The organism is Amycolatopsis mediterranei, from assembly GCF_026017845.1.
Lineage (GTDB): Bacteria > Actinomycetota > Actinomycetes > Mycobacteriales > Pseudonocardiaceae > Amycolatopsis > Amycolatopsis mediterranei.
In genome coordinates this window covers 7,202,359-7,225,139 of the sequence record NZ_CP100416.1, presented here as the reverse complement: position 1 = coordinate 7,225,139, position 22,781 = coordinate 7,202,359, and the positions used below count along the sequence as shown (strand labels likewise).

General features: G+C 73.3%; 17 protein-coding genes. 14 read left to right on the top strand and 3 right to left on the bottom strand.

Annotated elements, in window-relative coordinates:
• Nucleotides 1-7: 7 nt before the first annotated feature.
• The 12 genes from rsmH (at nucleotide 8) to ISP_RS32055 (ending at nucleotide 15,151) form a co-directional block, all read left to right on the top strand.
• Nucleotides 8-961, top strand: a complete 954-nt coding sequence (gene rsmH / locus ISP_RS32110; RefSeq protein WP_013228045.1) for a 16S rRNA (cytosine(1402)-N(4))-methyltransferase RsmH — start codon at nucleotides 8-10, stop codon at nucleotides 959-961.
• Nucleotides 958-1,689, top strand: a complete 732-nt coding sequence (gene ftsL, locus ISP_RS32105) for a cell division protein FtsL (RefSeq protein WP_013228044.1) — start codon at nucleotides 958-960, stop codon at nucleotides 1,687-1,689. Before rsmH ends, ftsL begins: the two co-directional genes overlap by 4 nt.
• Complete coding sequence (locus tag ISP_RS32100; RefSeq protein ID WP_014467433.1) at nucleotides 1,689-3,614, top strand: peptidoglycan D,D-transpeptidase FtsI family protein; 1,926 nt, start codon at nucleotides 1,689-1,691, stop codon at nucleotides 3,612-3,614. Before ftsL ends, ISP_RS32100 begins: the two co-directional genes overlap by 1 nt.
• 242 nt (nucleotides 3,615-3,856) lie before the next feature.
• A complete protein-coding gene (locus ISP_RS32095; RefSeq protein WP_013228042.1) occupies nucleotides 3,857-5,401 on the top strand; it encodes a UDP-N-acetylmuramoyl-L-alanyl-D-glutamate--2,6-diaminopimelate ligase in 1,545 nt (514 codons plus the stop codon).
• Complete coding sequence (locus ISP_RS32090; protein WP_013228041.1) at nucleotides 5,398-6,900, top strand: UDP-N-acetylmuramoyl-tripeptide--D-alanyl-D-alanine ligase; 1,503 nt, start codon at nucleotides 5,398-5,400, stop codon at nucleotides 6,898-6,900. Before ISP_RS32095 ends, ISP_RS32090 begins: the two co-directional genes overlap by 4 nt.
• On the top strand, nucleotides 6,897-7,979 hold the full coding sequence (gene mraY / locus ISP_RS32085; RefSeq protein ID WP_013228040.1) for a phospho-N-acetylmuramoyl-pentapeptide-transferase: 1,083 nt from the start codon (nucleotides 6,897-6,899) through the stop codon (nucleotides 7,977-7,979). The genes ISP_RS32090 and mraY overlap by 4 nt, the downstream gene beginning before the upstream one ends.
• A 1-nt stretch (nucleotide 7,980) precedes the next feature.
• On the top strand, nucleotides 7,981-9,390 hold the full coding sequence (murD, locus tag ISP_RS32080; protein ID WP_013228039.1) for a UDP-N-acetylmuramoyl-L-alanine--D-glutamate ligase: 1,410 nt from the start codon (nucleotides 7,981-7,983) through the stop codon (nucleotides 9,388-9,390).
• On the top strand, nucleotides 9,377-10,888 hold the full coding sequence (gene ftsW / locus ISP_RS32075) for a putative lipid II flippase FtsW (protein WP_013228038.1): 1,512 nt from the start codon (nucleotides 9,377-9,379) through the stop codon (nucleotides 10,886-10,888). Before murD ends, ftsW begins: the two co-directional genes overlap by 14 nt.
• Entirely contained in the window at nucleotides 10,885-12,009 is a 1,125-nt protein-coding gene (gene murG / locus ISP_RS32070) for an undecaprenyldiphospho-muramoylpentapeptide beta-N-acetylglucosaminyltransferase (protein ID WP_013228037.1), read from the top strand. The genes ftsW and murG overlap by 4 nt, the downstream gene beginning before the upstream one ends.
• Nucleotides 12,002-13,399 carry a UDP-N-acetylmuramate--L-alanine ligase gene (murC, locus tag ISP_RS32065; RefSeq protein ID WP_013228036.1) on the top strand — a complete coding sequence of 466 codons (1,398 nt, stop codon included), beginning with the start codon at nucleotides 12,002-12,004 and terminating at the stop codon, nucleotides 13,397-13,399. The genes murG and murC overlap by 8 nt, the downstream gene beginning before the upstream one ends.
• A gap of 4 nt (nucleotides 13,400-13,403) precedes the next feature.
• The gene (locus ISP_RS32060) at nucleotides 13,404-14,243 is read left to right on the top strand and encodes a cell division protein FtsQ/DivIB (RefSeq protein WP_013228035.1); all 840 of its coding nucleotides are present in this window, start codon (nucleotides 13,404-13,406) and stop codon (nucleotides 14,241-14,243) included.
• 77 nt (nucleotides 14,244-14,320) lie between these two features.
• Nucleotides 14,321-15,151 (top strand): NAD(P)H-binding protein, encoded by an 831-nt coding sequence (locus ISP_RS32055; protein WP_013228034.1) that lies wholly within the window; start codon nucleotides 14,321-14,323, stop codon nucleotides 15,149-15,151.
• Here ISP_RS32055 and ISP_RS32050 read toward each other — a convergent pair.
• Nucleotides 15,148-16,317, bottom strand: coding sequence for an MFS transporter (locus ISP_RS32050; protein ID WP_013228033.1), 1,170 nt, complete (start codon nucleotides 16,315-16,317; stop codon nucleotides 15,148-15,150). The two genes, ISP_RS32055 and ISP_RS32050, sit on opposite strands and share 4 nt — an antisense overlap.
• Before the next feature lie 78 nt (nucleotides 16,318-16,395).
• Between ISP_RS32050 and ISP_RS32045 the strand changes: the two genes are divergently transcribed.
• Entirely contained in the window at nucleotides 16,396-16,932 is a 537-nt protein-coding gene (locus tag ISP_RS32045; protein WP_013228032.1) for a CGNR zinc finger domain-containing protein, read from the top strand.
• Nucleotides 16,933-16,980: 48 nt separating this feature from the next.
• A complete protein-coding gene (locus ISP_RS32040) occupies nucleotides 16,981-17,874 on the top strand; it encodes a LysR family transcriptional regulator ArgP (protein WP_014467431.1) in 894 nt (297 codons plus the stop codon).
• A gap of 4 nt (nucleotides 17,875-17,878) precedes the next feature.
• On the opposite strand, the gene ISP_RS32035 is transcribed toward ISP_RS32040, so the two are convergent.
• On the bottom strand, nucleotides 17,879-20,227 hold the full coding sequence (locus ISP_RS32035) for a helix-turn-helix transcriptional regulator (RefSeq protein WP_230468457.1): 2,349 nt from the start codon (nucleotides 20,225-20,227) through the stop codon (nucleotides 17,879-17,881).
• Between the two features lie 145 nt (nucleotides 20,228-20,372).
• Nucleotides 20,373-22,700: a non-ribosomal peptide synthetase gene (locus ISP_RS32030; RefSeq protein ID WP_013228029.1), complete on the bottom strand. Its 2,328-nt coding sequence runs from the start codon at nucleotides 22,698-22,700 to the stop codon at nucleotides 20,373-20,375.
• Between the last annotated feature and the right edge of the window lie 81 nt (nucleotides 22,701-22,781).

The window sequence follows — 22,781 nt, the reverse complement described above, 5'->3', positions numbered from 1 at the left end:
GGAACGCATGACGGCACCCGAGCACGTCCCGGTACTGCTGAGCCGGATCGTCGAGCTGTTCACTCCCGTGTTCACCGACCGCGACGGCGTCCTCGTGGACGCGACGGTCGGCCTCGGCGGGCATTCCGACGCCCTCCTGGAGGCCTTCCCGCGGCTGCGGCTCGTCGCGCTGGACCGCGACCCCGCCGCGCTCGAGAAGTCCGCGGAGCGCCTGGCCCGCCACGGCGACCGCGTCGACTTCGTCCACACGGTCTACGACGGGCTCCCGGAGGCACTGGAAAGCGTCGGCCTCGAAAAAGCCGACGGCATCCTCTTCGACCTCGGCGTCTCCTCGATGCAGCTGGACCGCGCCGAGCGCGGGTTCGCCTATTCCAAGGATTCGCCGCTGGACATGCGGATGGACCCGACCACCGGGTTCACCGCCGCCGACGTGCTCAACACCTACGCGCCCGGCGAGCTGATCCGGATCCTGCGTGACTACGGCGAGGAACGGTTCGCGCAGCGGATCGTCAAGGCCGTCGTGGCCGCGCGGGAAAAGGAGCCGTTCACCACCAGCGGACGCCTGGTGGAACTGCTCTACGACGCCGTCCCGGCCGCCACCCGCCGCACCGGCGGGCACCCGGCCAAGCGCACCTTCCAGGCGCTGCGGATCGAGGTCAACGGCGAACTGGAGGTGCTGCGCCGCGCCATGCCGGCGGCGCTGGGCGCCCTGCCGGTCGGCGGCCGGATCGTCGTCGAGTCGTACCAGTCCCTGGAAGACCGGCTGGTCAAGCAAGCGCTGGCCGAGCTCGCGAAGTCCCGCACCCCGGAAGGGCTCCCGGTGGAGCTGCCGGGGCACGGACCGGAGCTGAAACTCCTGACGCGCGGCGCCGAAAAGGCCGGCGAAGAGGAGATCGAACGGAACCCGCGTGCCGCCTCGGTGCGGCTGCGGGCCGCAGAGAGGATCGGAGAGCCGCGATGACCGCTCCCGCGAAGTCCCGCCGCCGGGCCGCGCCGGCGCGAGACCGCAGCGAGGCCGCCCGCACCTCGACGACCACCGTCGAGCCGGATCCGCAGGCGCCGCAGCCGGCCAAGGCCGCGCCCCGGCGCGGGTCGCGTGGCCGCACGTCCGCGGCCGAGCGCGCCTACGCGCGCCGCGCCCAGCGCGCCGACCTGCTGAAGGAGCGCGAGGCGCGCCCGGAGCCGAAGGTCCGGCCCGCCGAGCCGCCGGAGAAGCCGAAGCTCCAGCTGAAGCTGCTGCTGCCGAAGTCGCGCGCGTCGTTCGTGCTGATGATGATGGCGCTGCTGGCCGCCGGGGTGGCGACCACGCTGTGGCTGACCACGCAGGCGATCGCCGACTCCTACCGGCTCGAGCAGCTGCGCACCACCAACGCGAAGCTGGCCGAGCAGAAGGAACAGCTGCAGCGCGACGTCGCCAAGGCCGAGTCGCCCGCTTCGCTGGCCCCCGCGGCCCAGCAGCTGGGCATGGTGCCCGGCGGTGACCCGGCGCGGATCGTCGTCGGCCCGGACGGGAAGACCTCGCTCGTCGGCGAGCCCAAGAAGGCCAAGGCGGACACCCCGGTGGTGCCGGCCGCACCGCCCGCGGCGCCCGCCGCGGGCACGCAGTCGCAGCAGGGCGCGCCGATCGAGGGTGACCAGCCCGCCGTGCCCGAGGAGCAGCCGCCTGCCCAGCCGGGAGGCGGCCAGTGATGGCTTCGGGCCGCAGCCAGGCCCGTGCGCGCGCGGCGGGCAGCGCGCGGCGGACGTACGCCGCCGGGACCCGCAGCGCGGCCGCGCGGCGGGGCAACGGCGGGCACCGCAGCCGGTTCTCCGCCGTGCGCCTGCTGCTGGTCGCCGTGCTGATCGTCGCCGGCGTGAAACTGGTGCAGGTGCAGTGGTTCGACGCCGCGGCGCTCTCGGCCGCGGCGGAACGGCAGCGCGCCCAGACCATCGACATCCCCGCCCAGCGCGGGTCCATTGTGGACCGCAACGGCGCGAAGCTGGCGTTCAGCGTCGAGGTGCGCACGCTCTCGGTGAACCTCAAGGCGCTGCACAAGAGCATGGACGACTTCGCCACGAAGAACCCGGGAACGGCGAAGACGTTCGACTCCGAGACCGCCGCGGCCGCCAAGTACATCGCGGGCAAGCTGCCGAACGCGATCGGCGAGCAGCAGCTGCTCGACCTGTTCCACAAGCAGGCGTCCTTCACCTACCTGGTGAACAACGTCGAGCCGTCCATCGCCGCCGACATCGTCAAGCACTTCGCCTGGATCGGCGTCGAGAAGCGCGCGCTGCGGGAGTACCCGGGCGGCGGACTGGCGGCCAACATCGTCGGCGCCGCGAACTGGCGCTCCGAAGACCAGGACGTGTCGAAGCACAACCTCCACGGCCTCGTCGGGCTCGAGCTGCTGCGCGACAACGACCTGGCGGGCACGCCGGGCCGGATGCTGGTCAACACCAAGAACGGCAGCGACAACGTCGTCATCCCGGGCACCGAGCGCGACCTGCAGGCCGCCGTCCCCGGCTCCGACCTCGAGCTGACCATCGACTCCGACCTGCAGTACGAGGTGCAGCGGCAGCTGGCGGACTACGTCCAGCAGTCGCACGCCAAGGGCGGGCAGGCCGTCGTCATGGACGCCAAGACCGGCGAGGTCTACGCGCTGGCCAACGACAAGACCTTCGACCCCAACGACCAGAGCACCTGGAAGACCGACGACCTGGCCAACCCGGCGGTCACCACGCCGTTCGAGCCCGGTTCGGTCAACAAGCTCGTCACCGCCACCGGGGCGATCGACTTCGGCGTCGCGACGCCGGAGTCGACGGTCGAGGTGCCGGGTGCGCTGCAAGTGGCCGACAAGACGGTGCACGACGCCTGGACCCACGGCACCCAGACGTTCACCACCACCGGGATCTTCGCCAAGTCGTCCAACATCGGCACCCTGCTGCTGGCGCAGAAGATCGGCGAGGAGCGCTACGCCAACCTGCTCAAGTCGTTCGGCCTCGGCCAGCGCACCGGCGTCGGCCTGCCCGGCGAGAGCGCGGGCGTGGTGCCCGCGCGCAGCCAGTGGTCGGCGACCACCTTCGGCAACCTGCCCATCGGGCAGGGCCTGTCGATGACCGTCCTGCAGATGGCCGGGATGTACCAGACGATCGCCAACGACGGCCTGCGCGTCGAACCCCGCATCGTCAAGGCCAAGGTGAACCCGGACGGCACGACCGTGCCCGAGCCGGCCCCGAAGTCGGTCCGGGTGGTCAACCCGCAGACCGCCAAGACGGTGCGCGACATGATGCGCGCGGTCGCCCAGAACGGCAAGGGCGTGCAGAAGGGCACCGCGCCGACCGCGGCGGTCGAGGGCTACCAGATCTCCGGGAAAACCGGCACCGGCCAGCAGGTCGACCCGCGGACGCACGCCTACAGCGACCACCTGTACAACATCACCTTCGCCGGCATCCTGCCCGCCGACCACCCGCGGTTCGTCGTCGGGATCCGGCTGGACGCGCCGGACACGACGCTGCCGGTCGGGCACTCCGCGGCGCCGCTGTTCCACACCATCGCGTCGTACGTGACGCAGCGGTACCAGATCCCGTTGTCCGACGGCCCGTCGCCGGAGGTCCCGCTCATCATCGCGCCGTAGCCAGGCACTGTCCGTCAAAGCCCCCTCACGCGGCACCGCGCGAGGGGGCTTCGGCGCGTGAGCGTCCACATCGGCCGACGACGGGGAAACCCTTGCGGCGCAACGAGGTCCGTGGCGCCGTCTAGCACATGTGCCCGGCCCGCACGCAATCGCCGTACCGCGTGCGGGTGCCCGAACCGCCCGCCGGTAGCCTCTTGGCCGTGTCCGTGTCCTCGTCCAGTTCCCAGGTGCCGGAAAGCCCGGTGAAAGCGGTCCCCGCGCCGCCCCGCCCCGCGCGCATCGACCCGGTCCCGCTGGCGACGCTGCTCGCCAGGGCGGACGCCCGCCTGATCGCCGGTTCGCCCGACGCGGCCGAGCTCACCGTCACCGGCACCACGCTGCGTGCCCAGCACGTGCTGCCCGGCGACCTCTTCGCCGCCCTCCCGGGCGCCCGCGCCCACGGCGCCGACTTCAGCGACCAGGCCGTCGCGGCCGGGGCCGTCGCCGTCCTCACCGACGCCGCCGGCGCCGAGCGCCCCGCCCTGCGCGACGCCGGCGTGCCGATCCTGGTGCACCCGGACCCGCGGGCGGCTCTCGGCGAGATCGCCGCCTGGATCTACGGCGAGCCCTCCCTGGAGCTGTCCGTGCTCGGCGTCACCGGCACCTCCGGCAAGACGACGACGTCGTACCTGGTCGACGCCGGGTTGCAGGCCGCCGGGCTGACCACCGGGCTGATCGGCACGGTGGAGACCCGGATCGCGGGCGACCGGCTGGTCAGCGGCTTCACCACGCCGGAGGCGCCCGACCTGCAGGCCCTGCTCGCGGTGATGCTCGAGCGCGGCGTCACGCACGTGCCGATGGAGGTCTCCAGCCACGCGCTCGCGCTGGGCCGCGTCAACGGCACCCGGTTCGCGGTCGGCGCGTTCACCAACCTCTCCCAGGACCACCTGGACTTCCACAAGGACATGCAGGAGTACTTCGCCGCGAAGTCCCTGCTGTTCGACGGCCGCTCGACGCACGAGGTCGTCGTGGTCGACAGCGCGTGGGGCCAGGCCCTGCTCACGCCGCAGACGATCACCGTGACCACCGATCCGGGCACCGAGGCCGCGTGGAAGGCCACCGACCTGGAGGCCACCCCGCAGGGCGAGCAGACGTTCACCCTGCACGGCCCGGACGGGGCCCGCGCGGCCGCCCGGATCCCGCTGCCCGGCGAGTTCAACGTCGCCAACGCCGTGCTGGCGGCCGCGATCCTGAGCACCGCCGGGGTGTCGCTGGAGCACATCGTCGCCGGCCTCGCCCAGGTGCAGGTCCCGGGCCGGATGGAGCGCGTCCACGTCGGCCAGGAGTTCACCGCCGTCGTCGACTACGCCCACAAGCCGGCCGCGGTCGCCCAGGGCCTCGACGCGCTGCGGGCCCGCACCGAGGGCCGGATCATCACCGTGCTCGGCTGCGGCGGCGACCGGGACACCGCCAAGCGCCCGATCATGGGCGAGGCCGCGGCCCGCCGCAGTGACGTCCTGATCGTCACCGACGACAACCCGCGCTCCGAAGATCCGGCGGCGATCCGCGCCGCCATGCTCGCCGGCGCCCGATCGGTCGGCCCCGCCGAGGGCGGCGAGATCCTCGAGATCGGCGACCGCCGCGAGGCCATCGCGCACGCCGTCTCGCTCGCCGGGCCGGGTGACATCGTCTTCCTCGCCGGCAAGGGGCACGAGTCCGGCCAGGAGGCCGGCGGCGTCGTGCACCCGTTCTCCGACCGCGACGAGCTGGCCGCGGCCATCCGCAACAAACTCGAGGTGAGTGTGTGATCGTGCTCAGCCTGGCCGAGATCGCCGACGTCGTCGGCGGCCGGCTGCACCGCGCCGACCCGGGCGCGCAGGTGACCGGCACCGTGGAGTTCGACACCCGGGAGCTCACGTCCGGCGGCCTGTTCGTCGCGCTGCCGGGGGAGAAGGTCGACGGCCACGACTTCGCCGCGCAGGCCGTCGAGGCCGGCGCCGTGGCCGTGCTGGCCGCCCGCGAGGTCGACGCGCCCGCGATCGTCGTCCCGCCGCTCGCCGCGGGCGAGGCCCACGAGCGGTCGGTCGCGCTGACCGGCGACAAGGACGGCTCCGGTGCCGCGGTGCTGGCCGCGCTGGCCAAGCTCGCCCGGTACGTCGTGCAGCGCCTGGCCGAGGGCGAGCTGACCGTCGTCGGCGTCACCGGCTCCTCCGGCAAGACCTCGACCAAGGACGTCATCGCGCAGCTGCTCGAGCCGCTCGGCCCGACGATCGCGCCGCCCGGGTCGTTCAACAACGAGCTCGGCCACCCCTGGACGGCGCTGCGGGCCGGCGCGGAGACCAGGCACCTCGTGCTGGAGCTGTCGGCGCGGGGTCCGGGGCACATCGCCCACCTCGCGGCGATCGCCCCGCCGAAGATCGGCGTCGTGCTCAACGTCGGCAGCGCGCACGTCGGCGAGTTCGGCTCGCGCGAAGGCATCGCGAAGACCAAGGGCGAGCTCGTCGAGGCACTGCCCGAAGACGGCGTCGCGGTGCTCAACCTCGACGACCCGCTGGTCGCGGCCATGGCGAGCCGCACGAAGGCCCGGGTGGTGTTCGTCGGCGAGAGCCCCTCGGCGCAGGTCCGCGCGGAGAACATCACCCTCGACGACGAGGCCCGGGCGTCCTTCCGGCTGATCACCCCGGCCGGCGAGGCCGGCGTCAAGCTGCCGCTGCACGGCGAGCACCACGTCGGCAACGCGCTGTCCGCCGCGGCGGTCGCGCTGGAGCTGGGGGCGACGCCGGAGGAGATCGCCACGAGGCTCTCGGCCCTCGAACGGCGCTCGGCGCGCCGCATGGAGGTCGTCACCCGGCCCGACGGCGTCACGATCCTCAACGACTCGTTCAACGCCAACCCCGAGTCGATGCGGGCCGGCCTGAAGGCCCTCGCGGCGATGACCCGGGAGACCGGCCGCCGCTCCTGGGCCGTGCTCGGCGTGATGGGCGAGCTCGGCGCGGACTCGGTCACCGCCCACGACGAGATCGGCCGGCTCGTCGTCCGGCTCAACATCGCCAAGCTCGTCGTCATCGGGCCCGAGGCGGCGGCCATGCACCAGGGCGCGCACCAGGAAGGCTCCTGGGGCGAGGAATCCACTTTGGTACCCGACGTCGAGGCCGCCGCCGCCCTGCTGCATGATCAGCTCCGCCCCGGGGACGTGGTGCTGGTCAAGGCCTCCAAGGCCGCCGGCCTCTGGCGGGTCGCCGAAGCTCTGCTCGAACCCCGGGAAACCGACAACTCCGAGAATCGCTCGAACGGTGGTGACGCGTGATCAGCATCCTGATCGCGGCCGCGGCGGGCCTGCTGGTCTCCATCATGCTGACGCCCTACCTGATCCGGGTGTTCTCCCGGCAGGGCTTCGGCCAGGAGATCCGTGAGGAAGGCCCCCAGGGACACAAGTCCAAGCGCGGTACCCCGACCATGGGCGGTGTCGCGATCATCATCGCGATGGTCGTCGGGTACTTCGCCGCGCACCTGATCAACTGGATGTTCAACTCCCGCAGCGGCGCGCCGACGGCCTCCGGGCTGCTCGTGCTGATGCTCGCGGTGGGCCTCGGGATCGTCGGGTTCCTCGACGACTTCATCAAGATCCGCAAGCAGCGCAACCTCGGGCTGAACAAGACCGCGAAGCTGGTCGGGCAGCTGGTCGTCACCATCGCGTTCGCGGTGCTGGCGCTGAACTTCCCGAACCAGCACGGCATCACACCGGCGTCGGAGAGCCTCTCCTACGTCCGCGACCTCGCGCTGATCACCTTCCCGTCGGTGATCTTCGTGATCTTCTGCTACGTCGTGATCTCCGGCTGGTCGAACGCGGTCAACTTCACCGACGGCCTCGACGGCCTGGCCGGTGGCGCGGCGGCGATGGTGCTGGCCACCTACGTCGTGATCTCGTTCTGGCAGGAGCGGCTGTCCTGCGCCAACGCGCCGGCCGCCGCCTGCTACGACGTCCGCGACCCGCTGGACCTGGCCGTGGTCGCCGCCGCGGCGACCGGTGCCTGCGTGGGCTTCCTCTGGTGGAACGCGGCCCCGGCGAAGATCTTCATGGGCGACACCGGCTCGCTGGCCCTCGGCGGCCTGGTCGCCGGCCTCTCCATGACGACCCGCACCGAGCTGCTCGCCATCGTCATCGGCGGCCTGTTCATGGTCGAGATGATCTCGGTGGTCGCGCAGATCGCGGTGTTCCGGACGACCCGGCGCAGGTTGTTCCGGATGGCGCCGTTCCACCACCACTTCGAGCTCGCCGGCTGGGCCGAAACCACGGTGATCATCCGGTTCTGGCTGCTCTCGGCGATCTGCTGCATGTTCGGGCTCGGCCTGTTCTACAGCGAGCAGCTGGGCCTCGGCGGCTGACATGAAAGACATCGCCGGTTCTCACGTTCTCGTCGCCGGGGCCGGGGTCACCGGCAAGTCGGTGGTGCCGGTGCTGGTCGAGCTGGGTGCGCGGGTCACCGTCACCGACGGCAACGCCGAGCGCCTGGCCGAGCTCGAGGGCCTCGGCGCCGAGCTGGTGCCGGGCCTGACCGAGCCGCCGTCCGACGTCGTCCTGGTCGTCACCAGCCCGGGCTGGCGGCCGACGTCGCCGCTGCTCGTGGCCGCCGCCGAGGCGGGCGTCGAGGTGATCGGGGACGTCGAGCTGGCCTGGCGCGTCGGCCGGCTGCGCGAGCACCCGCCGTCCTGGCTGGTGGTGACCGGCACCAACGGCAAGACGACCACCGTGGGCATGCTCGAATCGATCCTCAATGCCGCCGGCAGCAACGCCGTGGCCTGCGGGAACATCGGCTACGCGGCGCTCGACGCGGTCCGGGCGGGCTACGACGTGCTGGCCGTGGAGCTGTCGAGCTTCCAGCTGCACTGGTCCTCGACGCTGGCGCCGGACGCCGCCGCGGTGCTGAACCTGGCCGAAGACCACATCGACTGGCACGGCTCGATGGACGAGTACGCGGCCGCGAAGGGCCGGGTCTACACCCGCGCCAAGGTCGCCGTGCACAACGCCGACGACGACTGGTCCACCCGGATCGCCGCCGAGCACGCCCCAGAAGGTACCCCCCGCGTCGGCTTCCAGCTCGACACCCCGCGCGCCGGCGAGCTGGGCGTGGTCGAGGACCTGCTGGTCGACCGCGCTTTCGTCGCCGACCCGGAGAACAGCGCCGAGGCGCTGGCCACCCTCGCCGACGTCCGTCCGGCGGGCCCGCACAACGTCGCCAACGCCCTCGCCGCGGCCGCGCTCGCCCGCGCCCACGGCGTGTCGCCGGACGCCGTGGCGAAGGGCCTGCGCGAGTACCAGCCGGCCCCGCACCGGGCCGTGGAGGTCGCCGAGGTGGCCGGGGTGCGGTACGTCAACGACTCGAAGGCGACCAACCCGCACGCGGCCGCCGGGTCCCTGCGGGCCCACGCGAGCATCGTGTGGATCGCCGGGGGCCAGCTCAAGGGCGCGTCGGTCGACGAGCTGGTGAGCAGCATCGCCGGCCGTCTCCGCGGAGTCGTGCTCCTCGGCGTCGATTCACCCGTGATCGCCGCCGCGGTTGCGCGACACGCGCCGGATGTCCCGGTGAACAGCCTCCGTCCGGGTGACGATGAACCCATGACTGCGGCGGTGAGTGCGGCCAGCGCGATGGCCCGACCCGGTGACGTGGTGCTGCTGGCACCCGCCGCGGCGTCGTTGGACATGTTCTCGAGCTACGGCGAGCGCGGCGACGCGTTCGCCGCGGCCGTGCGTGTCCTCCGCGACGACGCAGCGGGGGAGCCGAGTGACGACAGCTGAAACCAAGCCGGAACCGCCGCCGAAGCGGCCGCGCCGCGAGCGCAAGGAGAGCGGCTTCGTCGCGGTCCGGACCGCGCTGACGGCGTGGCTCTCGCGGCCGCTGGCGTCGTTCCACGTCGTGCTCGCCCTCACCGGCGTGCTCACCGTCATCGGCATCGTCATGGTGCTCTCGGCGTCGTCGGTCGCCTCCTACAACCCCAAAACCGGCAGCGGGGTGTACTCGCTGTTCGTCAAGCACCTGGTGTTCGTCGCGCTCGGCTCGGTCGTCTTCTGGCTGGGCCTGCGGGTCAAGCTGGAGCGGATCCGGCGGATGTCGGCGACCGCGACGGTGATCTGCCTCGGCCTGCTGGTGCTCGTGCTCACCCCGCTCGGCTCGACGGTCAACGGCTCGCAGGGCTGGTTCAAGATCGGCGAGTTCACCTTCCAGCCGGTCGAAGCCGCGAAGGTGGCGCTGGCCTTCTGGGGCGCCCACATCCTGGTGATCAAGTACAACGTGATCCACCAGTGGCGGCACCTGCTGGTGCCGGTGGTGCCGATCGCGCTGCTGATGTTCGCGCTGGTCATGCTGCAGCCCGACCTCGGCGGCACGGTCACCCTGGCCGTGGTGCTGCTGGCGCTGCTGTGGTTCGCCGGCGCCCCGAAACGGCTGTTCGGCGTCATCCTCGCCGGCGGCCTGGCCGGGGTGCTCGTGCTCGCGATCATCGCGCCCTACCGGCTCGCCCGGGTCATGTCGTTCCTCTCGCCGGACGCCGACACCAGCGACGGGGGCTTCCAGGCCAACCAGGCGAAGCTGGCGCTCGCCGACGGCGGGCTGCTCGGCAAGGGCCTCGGCCAGGGCACGTCCAACTGGGGCTACCTGCCGAACGTGCAGAACGACTTCATCTTCGCCCTGATCGGCGAGGAGCTCGGGCTGATCGGCTGCGTCGTCGTGCTCGTCCTCTTCGGCGGGGTCGCCGTCGTCGGCCTGCGGATCGCCACCCGCAACATCGACCCGTGGATCCGGATCGTCTCCGGCACGTTGACGGTGTTCCTCGTGGCGCAGGCCGGCATCAACATCGGTTACGTCGTCGGCCTGCTGCCGGTCACCGGCGTCACGCTGCCGCTGATCTCCTACGGCGGCACCTCGCTGGTGATCACCATGCTCATCATGGGCGTGCTCGCGAACGCCGCCCGGCACGAACCGGAGGCGGTGGCCGCGCTGCGCACACAGGGGCCGGGTAAATTCGGGCGTCTGCTGCGGCTGCCCGCGCCCGACCCGTACCGTCCGCCCGCCACGCGCAAGGCGGCGGGGCGGAGTGGGGCGAAGGCGGCCAGGCCGGCGCCCCGTGCGGCCCGGCCCGCCCCGGCTCAGGAACGACGCAGGTCGGTCCGCGAACCGGTGCGCCGCAGCGCGGCACGGACGAGCGCGGCCCGCACGAGCACGTCTCGCGGCGGGGCCGCGCGGACAACAGCGAGCCGTGGTACCCGGAGTACCGCGAACCGGAGAGGTCATAGGTGAGTAAGCCCGTCAAGGGAACCGAGCGAGCCGCCGCGGGCAAGGGGCCCGTGGTCGTGGTCGCCGGAGGTGGCACCGCAGGACACATCGAACCCGCCCTCGCCCTGGCCGACGCCGTCATGCGGCTGCGCCCGGACGCGCAGGTCGTCGCGCTCGGCACCGAGCGCGGCCTGGAGAACAAGCTGGTCCCGGCCCGCGGCTACCCCCTCGAGCTGATCCCGCCGGTGCCGCTGCCGCGCAAGCCGACGCCGGAGCTGATCAAGCTGCCGCTGAAGGTCCGCGACTCGGTGCGCAAGACCCGTGAGGTGCTGGAACGCGTCGGCGCGGACGTCGTCGTCGGCTTCGGCGGCTACGTCGCCCTGCCCGCCTACCTGGCCGCGCGCGGGCGCGTCCCGATCGTCGTGCACGAGGCCAACCAGTCGCCGGGCCTGGCGAACAAGGTCGGCGCGCGGTTCGCCCGCCGCGTCGCGGTCGCCGTCGCGGGCACCCCGCTGCCGAAGGCCGAGGTCGTCGGGATCCCGCTGCGGCAGTCGATCACCACGCTCGACCGGGCCGCGCTGCGGGCCGAGGCGCGGGCGCACTTCGGCCTGGACCCGGACGCGCCGACGCTGCTGGTCTTCGGCGGTTCGCAGGGCGCGCAGTCGATCAACGCCGCCGTGTCCGGCGCGGCGAAGGACCTCGCGGACGCCGGGGTCGGCGTCCTGCACGCGCACGGACCGAAGAACACGCTGGTCGTGCAGGAGTTCCCGGGCAAGCCGGCGTACGTGCCGGTGCCGTACCTGGAGCGGATGGACCTGGCCTACGCCGCGGCCGACGTGGCGATCTGCCGCTCGGGCGCGATGACCGTCGCCGAGGTGACCTCGGTCGGGCTGCCCGCGGTGTTCGTCCCGCTGCCGATCGGCAACGGCGAGCAGGCCAGCAACGCCCGGCCCGCCGTCGACGCCGGTGCCGCGCTGATGGTCTTCGACGGCGACCTCAGCCCGGCCAAGGTCGCCGACCTGGTCGTCCCGCTGGTCACCGACGCCGACCGCGTCGCGAAGATGGGCGCGGCGGCGGTCGGCATGGGCCACCGCGAGGCCGACGAAACCCTCGCCCGCATCGTTCTGGAGGCCGCTGGTGCTTGAGTTGCCCGAAGAACTGCGCCGGGCGCACCTGATCGGGATCGGCGGCGCCGGCATGTCCGGCATCGCGCGGATCCTGCTGGCCCGGGGCGCTTTCGTGTCGGGCTCGGACGCGAAGGAGTCGCGCGCGCTGCTGTCGCTGCGCGCCCAGGGCGCCGAGCTGTTCGTCGGCCAGAGCGCCGCGAACATCTCGTCGCTGGCGGAACCGCCGTCCGCCGTGGTCGTCTCGACGGCGATCAAGGAGACCAACCCCGAGCTGGCCGCGGCGCGCGCGGCGGGGATTCCGGTGCTGCACCGGGCGCAGGCGCTGGCCGGGCTGATGGAGGGCCACCGCGTCGCCTGCATCGCGGGCACGCACGGCAAGACGTCGACGACGTCGATGCTCACCGTCGCGCTGCAGCACTGCCGGCTCGACCCGTCGTTCGCCATCGGCGGCGACCTCAACGAGTCCGGCGCCAACGCCCACCACGGCGAGGGTGGCGTGTTCGTCGCCGAGGCCGACGAGAGCGACGGCTCGTTCCTGACCTACTCGCCGTCGGTCGCGGTCGTGACGAACGTCGAGCCGGACCACCTGGACCACCACGGCACGGCCGAGGCCTACACGAAGGTGTTCACCGAGTTCGTGAGCCGGATCGTGCCGGGCGGCCTGCTCATCGTCTGCGGTGACGATCCCGCGGCGGACGACCTGGGCAGGCAGGCCGAGGACCTGGGGGTCCGGGTGCGCCGCTACGGCCGCACGGCCACCGGTCCGGGTGACGCGCGGATCCTGGAGTACGTCCCGGCGCCGGACGGCGGTGTCGTGCGGCTCGTGCTGGACGGCGAGGAAGTTTCGGTGCGCGTCGCCGTGCCGGGCGAGCACATGGCGCTGAACGCGATCGCGGCCCTGCTGGCCGGGATCGAGCTGGGCGCCCCGGTGCCGGGCCTGGTCGACGGGCTCGCGGCGTTCGGCGGGGTGCGGCGGCGGTTCGAGTTCAAGGGCCGGGCCGGCGACGTCCGCGTCTACGACGACTACGCCCACCACCCGACCGAGGTGGCCGCGCAGCTGCGCGCGGTGCGGACCGCGGCCGGGTCCGGGCGGGTGATCGTGGTGTTCCAGCCGCACCTGTACTCGCGGACCAAGACGTTCTCGGTGGAGTTCGCCGAGGCGCTGTCGCTGGCCGACGAGGTCGTCGTGCTGGACGTCTACGGCGCGCGCGAGGAGCCCGAGCCGGGTATCACCGGCGCGCTGATCGCCGACCGGGTGACCGCGGCGGTGCACTACGAGCCGGCGTTCGACGTCGCCGCGCCGCTGGCGGCGGGGCTGGCCAAGCCCGGTGACCTCGTGGTGACCATGGGCGCCGGGGACGTGACGCAGCTGGGCCCGGAGATCCTCGCCGAGCTGGACAAGCGCTGAGGCCATGAGTCCGACCAGGGAACGCCGCCGTCCGTCCTCCGAGGAGGAGGAGCTGCCGGATCGCGCTGCCCTGGTCCGGCAACGACGGGGGCGGCGCTCCGAGGAGGAGCGCCGCCGGACCCGCGCCGCGCGGCCCAAGCCGAGCGCCCGCACCCGGCCCAACCGGCAGGTGGAGATCCGCCGCCGCTGGGTCGCGCTGCTGTCCGTGCTCACCGTGGTCGCGCTGGTCTACCTGCTGTTCTTCAGCTCGATGCTCGGCGTGCAGGACGTCTCGGTCAGCGGCTCCCGCACGGTGTCGGCCGACCAGATCCGCACGGCCGCCGCGGTGCCGGCCGGCAAGCCGATGCTGCGGCTGAGCACCGACGAGATCCGCGACCGGGTGGCGGGGATGTCGGGCATCGCGACGGTCGAGGTGTCCCGCTCGTGGCCGAACACGGTCGAGATCACCGTGACCGAGCGGACGGCGATCGCGTTCTTCGACAGCGGCCCGGGCGGCGACGGCGTCCACCTCGTCGACGGCGGCGGCGTGGTGTTCAAGACGGTCGCGGCGCGTCCGCCGGGCCTGCCGGAGCTCAAGCTGCCGAAGGTGTCGGCGGACGACCCGGTGACCCGCGCGGTGACGGCGGTGCTCGGGGTGATCCCGGAGCAGCTCCTCAAGCAGGTCACGACGGCGACGGCGAAGACGCCGGCGAGCGTGGAGTTCACGCTGGCCAACGGGAAGATCGTCCGCTGGGGCACCGCGGAGCAGACGGACCGCAAGGCCAAGGTCCTGGCGGCCCTGCTGACCCAGGACGGCAAGGTCTACGACGTCGCGGCGCCGGAACTGCCGACCATCACCTCCTGATATTCCTTTTCCCGTGCACCGGGGTTCTCGTATGCCGTACGATCTCGTATGGCATACGAGAATGAGGAGGATGTCTCATGACGATCCTGGTGACGGGCGCGACCGGCAGCGTCGGCCGGTTGGTGGTCGACGAGCTGGTCGCGGCGGGGGTGCCCGTGCGGGCGCTGACCGTCGCCCCGGAACGCGCGCAGCTGCCGGCCGGGGCCGAGGTGGTCGTCGGGTCACTGGCGAGGCCGTCGACGCTGCCGGTCGCGCTCAAGGGCGTCTCGGCGGTGTACCTGGCGCCGATGGCGCGGACCGTCCGGCGGTTCTGCGAGCTGGCTTCGGCGGCCGGCGTCGAGCGGGTGGTGGCGTTGTCGGGCAGCAGCGTCGGGGACGAACACGACGGCTCCAGCGGGCACGAGTACGCCGCCGTCGAGGCCGCCGTCCGGGCCGCCGGGTTCGCCTGGACCTTCCTGCGGCCCGGCGCGTTCATGAACAACACGCTCGACTGGGCCCCGATGGTCCGGGCGGGCGAGGTCGCCATGGCCTACGACGACGCGACCCAGACCCCCATCGACCTCGGCGACATCGCGGCGGTGGCCGCCCGGGTGCTGGTTTCGGCCGGGCACACCGGCAAGACGTATGTCCTCAGTGGACCGGAAGCGATCACCCTCCGCGGACAGGTCGAGACCCTGGCCTCGGTGCTGGGCCGGGAGATCCGCTTCCGCGAGCTGACGCCGGCGGAGCAGCGCGCGCAGTGGATCGGTTACGGCGTCCCGGAAACAGCCGTCGGCTGGCTGCTCGAAGGCTTCGAGGAGACTCTGCGGCACCCGCAGGCGCCGACCGGGGTCATCGAGGAACTGCTGGGCCGGCCGGGCACGACGTACGCGGAGTGGGTGGCCGCCCGGCGCGAGGTGTTCGCCTAGCCGCGGGTGCGGGTCATCCCGGCCAGGCCGAGCAGTGGGAGCACGCCGGCGAACACGACGACCGCCGTCCAGCCGCCGAGGTGGTAGGCGATCGAACCGGCCTGGGAGCCGATGGCGCCGCCGATGAAGAACGTGCCAAGGTAAACGCTGTTGATGCGGGCTCGGGCCGAGGGGTCGAGCTGGTAGATCGTGTGCTGGCCGACCACCAGCGTGGTCTGGACCGCCATGTCGACGGCGATCGCCGCGATCGCCAGCAGGACGACGCTGTGCGCGCCGAAGCCGGCGAGCGCGAAGGCCGCGGCGCAGAGCACGAAGGCGGCCGCGGTGAGCCGACGGCCGTGGCCGTGGTCCGACCACCGCCCGGCCAGCGGCGCCACCGCGGCGCCGGCCGCGCCCGCCAGGGCGAACAGGCCCACGCCCAGCTGGGAGTAGTTGAAGGGCGGCGCGGTCAGGACGAACGCGATGGTCGTCCAGAACGCGCTGAAGGCGCCGAACATCGCCGACTGGTAGAGGGCCCGGTGGCGCAGCGGAGGGTGCTTCCGCGCCATGGCGAACGTGGAGCGGAGCAGCTCGCCGTAGCGGACGTCGGTCTTGGGCGCGCGGCGCGGCAGGATGAAGCGCAACACGAGGGCGAGCGCGGCCATCGCGCCGGCCGAAATCAGGAACACGACCCGCCAGCTGGTCACCTCGGCGAGCAGGCTGGCCACGACGCGCGAGAGCAGGATCCCGAAGAGCAGCCCGCTGACGACCCGCCCGACGATCCGGCCGCGGATGGCGTCGGGGGAGAGGTCGGCGGCGAACGGGATGAGGATCTGCACCACGACCGACGCCGCCCCGACGGCCAGCGAGGCGATGAGCAGCACGGCGAACCCGGGCGCGATCCCGGTGACGACCAGCCCGGCGCAGGCGACCGCGAGCAGCGTCGCGACGAGCCCGCGGTTTTCGAGCCGGTCGCCCAGCGGGACGAGCAGCAGCATCCCGGCGGCGTACCCGAGCTGGGTGGCGGTGACCACCCCGCCGGCGGCGGCCTCGCCGACCCCGAAGGCCTGCCGCAGCTCGGCGAGCAACGGCTGGGCGTAGTAGAGGTTCGCGACGGTCAGTCCACAGGAGACGGCCAGGAGCAGCACGAGCCAGCCGGGCGGGGCTTTCTGCTCGGTCTCGGTCATGCGCGCCCCCATCGTGGAACCGGTTTGATCGGTTCCCGACGGTACCAGTCAAACCGGTTCCGGCGTACTGTGACCCTTATGACGGACAAATTCCGCGCGGGAGCGGGCCGCCTGTGCCTCGACTTCATCCGGACGCTGCGGTACCGGGGGACCCCGTCGGAGACGGAGGAGCTGCCGGACGCGGCGGCGTGGGGAGCCTGGATCGACCGGTTCGGCCCGTTCGCCACCCCGGTCCGGCCCGTGTCGGCCGGCGATGCGCGTGCGGTCCGCGAGGCGATCCACGAGCTGCTGACGGCTTCGGCGCGCCCGTCGACGCGGCAGCGGCTGAACCGCGTCGCGGCCCAGCCGGTACCCGCCCCTTCGCTGACGCCGTCGGGCGAACTGCGTTGGCAGGCGGCGGATCCCGCGTCGGCGATGCTGGCGTTGCTGGCCCGGGACGCGCTGGAACTGGTGACGTCGCCGGAGTTCGCGAGGGTCCGCCGGTGCGAGGGCGCCCGGTGCGGGGCGCTGTTCCTCGACACGTCCCGGCCGGGAACGCGGCGGTGGTGCTCGATGGGAGTGTGCGGCAACCAGGCGAAGAAGTCGGCTCAGCGCGCGAAGGCGACTGTGTCCTGACCGGGCAACAGCACAGCTGAAGGTCTCTCCGTAAGATCAGTTTTCGTGATGACGGAGCTGCCGCTGGATCAGGTCAGGACGCTGCTCGCGGTGGTCGACGCGGGCACGTTCGACGCCGCCGCGGCGGGGCTGCACGTGACGCCGTCGGCCGTGAGCCAGCGGGTGAAGGCGCTCGAACAGCGCACCGGCAGTGTGCTGGTGACCCGCACGAAACCGGTGCGGGTCACCGACTCCGGGCAGGTCGTGGTCCGGTTCGCGCGGCGGCTCGCGGCCCTCGAGCGGGACGCGCGGGCCGAACTCGGCATGAGCGGCGAGCCCGTGCGGGTGCCGATCGCGGTCAACGCCGATTCGCTGTCCACCTGGTTCCTGCCGGCGCTCGCCGGGGTGACCGCCGACCCGCCGATCTGTTTCGAACTGCACCGCGAGGACCAGGAGCACACCACCACGTTGCTGCGGGAGGGCCGGGTGATGGCGGCGGTGACGTCTTCGGCCGCTCCGGTGCAGGGCTGCTCCGTGCGCCCGCTCGGCGACCTGCGCTACCTGCCGCTGGCCGCCCCCGCCTTCGCGGCGCGGTGGGTGACCGGCGCGCTGCGGGACGACCTGTCCGCGGCGCCGGTCGTGATGTTCGACGACCACGACGATCTGCAGGACGCCTTCGTGCGGCTGCTCGGCGGGGGCGGGGCGAGTGCCTTGCGGCACTACGTCCCGGCCTCGGAGATGGTCGTCGCCGCGGTCGAAGCCGGCCTCGGGTGGGGCATGGTGCCCGAGGTGCAGGCGGCACCGGGCCTGCGGGCCGGCACGCTGGTGCCACTCGTGCGGGACCGGCCGGTGGACGTGCCGCTCTACTGGCAACAGTGGAAACTGGACCTGCCCGCACTGTCCACAGTGGCCGAAGCGGTCGCGGCCGCGGCGGCGTCCTCGTTGCGCAGCCCCGGTTCCTGACCCGTCAGGCCGGCATCAGCCGCTCGGAGGCCACTCTCGCCGGGATCGGGGGGCCGGCCGGGGTGGAGACCGAGCGGCCGACGATGGTGGCGAGCTGGGCCCGTGAGCACAGCGCGAGCTTCTTGAAGATGCGTGCCAGGTAGGTCTCCACCGTCTTGTGGCTCAGGCCCAGTGTCCGGGCGATCTGCTGGTTCGTCCGGCCGTCGCTGACCAGGCGGGAGATCTCGCGCTCGCGGCCGCTCAGCTGGGCCAGCTCCGACGGCAGGTCCGGCAGGTCCGGGTCCGGCTCGTCCCGGCGCGGGTCCGGCACCTCCGGGATCCGGTCCCCCGAGGGGCCGTCGGTCTCCTGGTCCTGCTTCTCGTCGAAGTGCTCGAGCAGGGTGGTGAGGCCGTCGAGGACGTAGCGGTGACCGAACCGGGTGGCGATCGCCAGGGCCCGGCGCAGGTGCCGGGCGGCCTGGTCGTCGTGGGCGAGCGCGTGCTCGGCCCGCGCCAGCCAGTAGAGCGGGGTCACGTCGGGGGCCAGGTCCGCATCGGACACGTTGGCCATCAGGGTCCGGGCCTTCAGCAGCTGGTCTTCGGCGGCCCGGCCGGTGGGCTCGGTGAGGGTGGCCAGTGCCAGCAGCAGGGCGCGCGGGCCCGCGTCGGTGACCGGGTCCAGGTGCTCGGCCAGCACGCCGAGGCCGGGCACCCGCTGTGCGGACGAGAGGATCGACAGGTCGGGGACCGCGGTGGGGTGGCGGCCGTCGACGGTGGTGGCGAGCAGCTCCGCGACCAGCCGGGCCCGGGTGCGGTGGTCACCGGGATCGGCGATGCGCAGTCCGATGCGAAGCAGGTCGCCCGCGGCTTCGCGGTTGCCGTCCAGGTGCAGCGCCCGCCCGGCCCACAGCGCGGTCTCCGGGGTGTGCGCCACCTGGTCGAACAGGAGCCGGGCGTCGGACGTGCGGCCGGTGACCACGAGCGCGATGGCCAGCAGCGGCACGTGGTCGGCGCACGCCGGGCCGCGCGGGTCCAGTGCCCGGCGCAGCCAGGTGGCGGCGTCCGCCGGTCGCTCCCAGCGGACCTCGCGGGCGGCGTCGACCAGGATCCCGGCGGCGTCGTTCTCCTCGACCAGCACGCAGTGCGCCAGGTGGTAGGCGATTTCCGGGGCAGGCGCGTCGCGCTCACGCAGCGCCTCGGCGGCCCTGGCGTGCGCGCCGAGCCGCCAGGCGGCGCCGGCGGCCTGGCGGGCGGTGTCCCGCAGCAGCGCGTTGCGGAACCGGAACGTGCGCTTGCTGCCGTCCACGCGCAGGATGTCGTGCGCCACCAGTTCGTCGACCGCGGCTCTGGTCGGTACCTCGGAGTCCTCCGCCACCGCGGCCAGCAGCCCGGTGTCGAACGACTCGCGCATCAGGGCCGCCGCGTGCGCGACGGTCCAGGTGAACGGGGACAGGGTGCGGAACTCGCGCCGCGGGGACACCGGCATCCCCGGCCCGCCGGGCCGGTTCGGGGCGTACCCGGGCGCGGCGAAGGTGTCCTGGTCTTCCGCCGCGGCCAGGGCGCGCAGCAGGCCCGGGTTGCCGTCCGCGGCGTCCAGCAGGGCCCGGCGGCGGTCGGCGGGCAGGCCGGCCGGCAGCAGGGTGCCGAGGTAGTCCTCGGCGAGCGCGGGCAGTTCGACGTGCGCGACGCCGTCCACGCTCTCGTCGAGCGCTGCCAGCAGGTCACCCGCGGTTTGCCGGGGGCGCAGCGCGGTCACCAGCAGGACCGGCGCGTCCGGCGGGCGCCGGATCAGGTGGGTGAACAGGTCGACCGACGCCGGGTCCGCCCACTGCAGGTCGTCGACCACCAGCAGCAGGGGGACGCCGGCGCTGAGCCGTTCCAGCAGGGCGCGCACCGCGTGGAAGAGGTGCCGCAGTTCCGACGGGCCGGTCGGCACGGCCGCATCGGGCGAGTACTGGGCCAGCGCCGGGCAGATGCCGGCCAGCCAGGAGACGTGGTACTTCGGGAAGCCGTCGAGCAGCGCCGGGTCCCGTGACGTCAGCAGGTTTTCGAGGGCGTCGGAGAAAACGCCGAAGGGCAGCGACCCGGGCAGCGGGCCCGCTGCGCCGCAGGCGACCGTCCACCCGCGTTCCTTCGCGTGGCCGGCGAGCGCCGTGAGCAGTTCGGACTTTCCGCTCCACGGGTCACCGCTGATCCGCACCGCGCGGACGTCGGGTTCGGCGCCGTCCACGATGCCGGTGAGCCGGGCCAGCTCCGCCTCGCGGCCCCGTGCGTGGAGCCGCCAAGGGGTGACGGCACGGGGCCGGGGTACTGGCGGCCCGGGTTCGGCCGAGGCGGACATGGGCACGTCGTTGTACCCCTGAATCGATGGCATACCTTGATCCCCCAGGATGTCGGTGTCCTCCCGATCGATGCGACTCGATGGTCTGCGACCGCCATCCACTTGTACCACACGTGACATCCGGTTGTCGTGAAATGCCTCGATTTGTCCACTGTGGACTACCAAAGTTGGTAGTGCCTCACGGCAGGGGAGCTTCGAAGCGCTCACGCAGCGGGCGCAGCTCCTTCAGCTCCGCCAGCTCGGCGATCGTCGGGCTGAGGTAGAACGTGCGGGCGGGCAGCTCCACGCCGAAGTCCTGCTGCAACTGTCCGAGCAGGTCGGCCGCGACCAGCGAGTGGCCGCCCAGCTCGAAGAAGTCGTCGTCGACGCCGACGCTGTCCACCATCAAGACCTTCGCCCACAGTTCACAGAGGAACCGCTCGAGCGCATCCTCCGGGGCGCCGTTCTCGTCGAGCGCACCCTCCTCGGCGGCCGAGCCGGGCAGCGCTTCCCGGTCGAGCTTCCCGTTGGGGGTCAACGGGAAGGCGTCGAGGGCGACGATCCTGGCCGGGACCAGGAACTCCGGCAGCCGTTCGCGCAGCCAGTCGCGCAGCGCCGGCGCGGGCACACCGGGCCGGTCGCCGTCGGCGAACACGACGTAGGCGGCGAGCCGGGTGCTCCCGCCGGCACCGGGTTCCGGCAGCGCCACCGCGGCGGTGACGGCGGGGTGCGCGCCGAGCGCGGCGGCGACCTCGGCCGGCTCGACCCGGTACCCCTTGATCTTGACCTGGTCATCGGCCCGGCCGAGGAAGTCCAGCGAGCCGTCCGTGCGCCAGCGGGCCAGGTCGCCGGTGCGGTACTGGCGTTCGCCGCCGCCGGCCGGCGTGAACACGGCCGCGGTGACCGCGGGCCGGCCGAGGTAGCCGAGGGCCAGGCCCTCGCCGAGGGCGTACAGGTCGCCCACCACCCCCGGTGGCACCGGTCTGCCGAGCCGGTCGAGCACCCGGACCCGGGTGCCCCGGATCGGCCGGCCGATCGGCAGCGGGCCGGCCTCGCCGGGGCGGGCTGCCGGGCCACCGAACGTGGCGCAGGTGGTGAAGGTCGTGTTCTCGGTCGGGCCGTAGCCGTTGGTGAAGACCAGGTCCGGGTGCGCGGCCAGCAGCCGCCGCACGGCGTCGGGGGAGATGACGTCGCCGCCCGCGATCAGGTGGCGCACCCCGGCGAGGCGGTCGAGGTGGTGGTCGACCAGCTGGTGGAAGAGCCCTGCGGTCAGCCAGAGCACGGTGACCCCCTCGGCCGCGACCACCGCACCCAGCTCGGCGGGATCGACCCGGCCCGGCGGCAGCAGCACGAGCCGGGCCCCGGCGGAGAGCGACGCCCAGATTTCGAGGGTGGAGGCATCGAAGGCGATCGGGGCGGCCTGCAGGAACACATCGTCCGGGCCGGCGTCCAGCCAGTCCGGTTCGTGCACGAGCCGCGACACCGCTCGGTGCGGTACGCAGACGCCCTTGGGGGTGCCGGTGGAACCGGAGGTGTAGCTGACGTAGGCGAGGGTGCCCGGGGACAGGTCGCCGGGCAACGGTTCGGTGGCGGCCCGCCGGTTTGCGTCGAGCGGAGGCAAGGCGTGGTCGCCGAGCACGGGGCCGGGCTGCGGCTCGGCGGCCTCCGGTGCTGCCGCGTCGAGGGGACCTGTGGTGCGCTCCCCGGAGCGTGGCTCGGTGGCGGCCGTTGGTGTCGCGTCGAACGGGACCGCGGTCCGGTCGCCCCGGACCCGGCCGGCGACCTGCGCGTCGGCGAGGACGATCCGGACTCCCGCGTCGTCGAGGAGTCCGGTGAGGCGGGCGTCCGGCCAGTCCGGGGGCAGGGCCAGGTAGGCGCCGCCCGCCTTGAGCACCGCCAGCAGCCCGGCGATCAGCCCGGCGGACCGGTCGCCGAGCACGCCGACCACCTCGCCGGGGCGCACGCCCGCGCGGACCAGCCGGGCGGCCAGCGCTTCGGCGTGCTCCGCAAGCCACCGGTAGGGCACCGTTTTCCCCGCGGCGGTGAGTGCCGGGGCGTCCGGGGCCAGCCGGGCGCGCTCGTCGACCAGGTCGTGCACGAGCCGTGCCGGAGCGGGCGCAGTGCCGCCCTCGAACGTGGCGACCAGGGCGCGGTCGGCGTCCGATGCGAGGTCGAGTTCCGACACGCGGGGCGAGGGGGCCCGGGTTCCGTCGGCGAGCGCCCGGTCGACCTGCCCGGCCACCTGGGCCGGCTCGGCGCCGTGGACCTCGGCCGCGTCCCCGGTGACGCTCAGCCGGACGTCGCCGACGGTCACCGTGTACTCCGGCCCTACCAGCTTGGACACCTCGGCGCTGAGCGCGGCGAAGGTGGGGTCGGCGGACAGGTCCAGCTCGGCGGTGACGTCCCCGGTCACGGCGACCGTGTCGCTGTGCGCGCGCCGGGCGGTGACCGCCACGAGTGCGGCGAGCACCTCCGAAGGCCGTGGGGTGCGGGCCGCCGGCCCACCGACGCTGACTCCTTCGAGCATGATCGCCGATCCTCCAGACGTCGCGGGGTTGGTGCCGCCCGCGCCCTGAGCGTGTCGGGACCGCCGGGTGGCTGCCAGTCA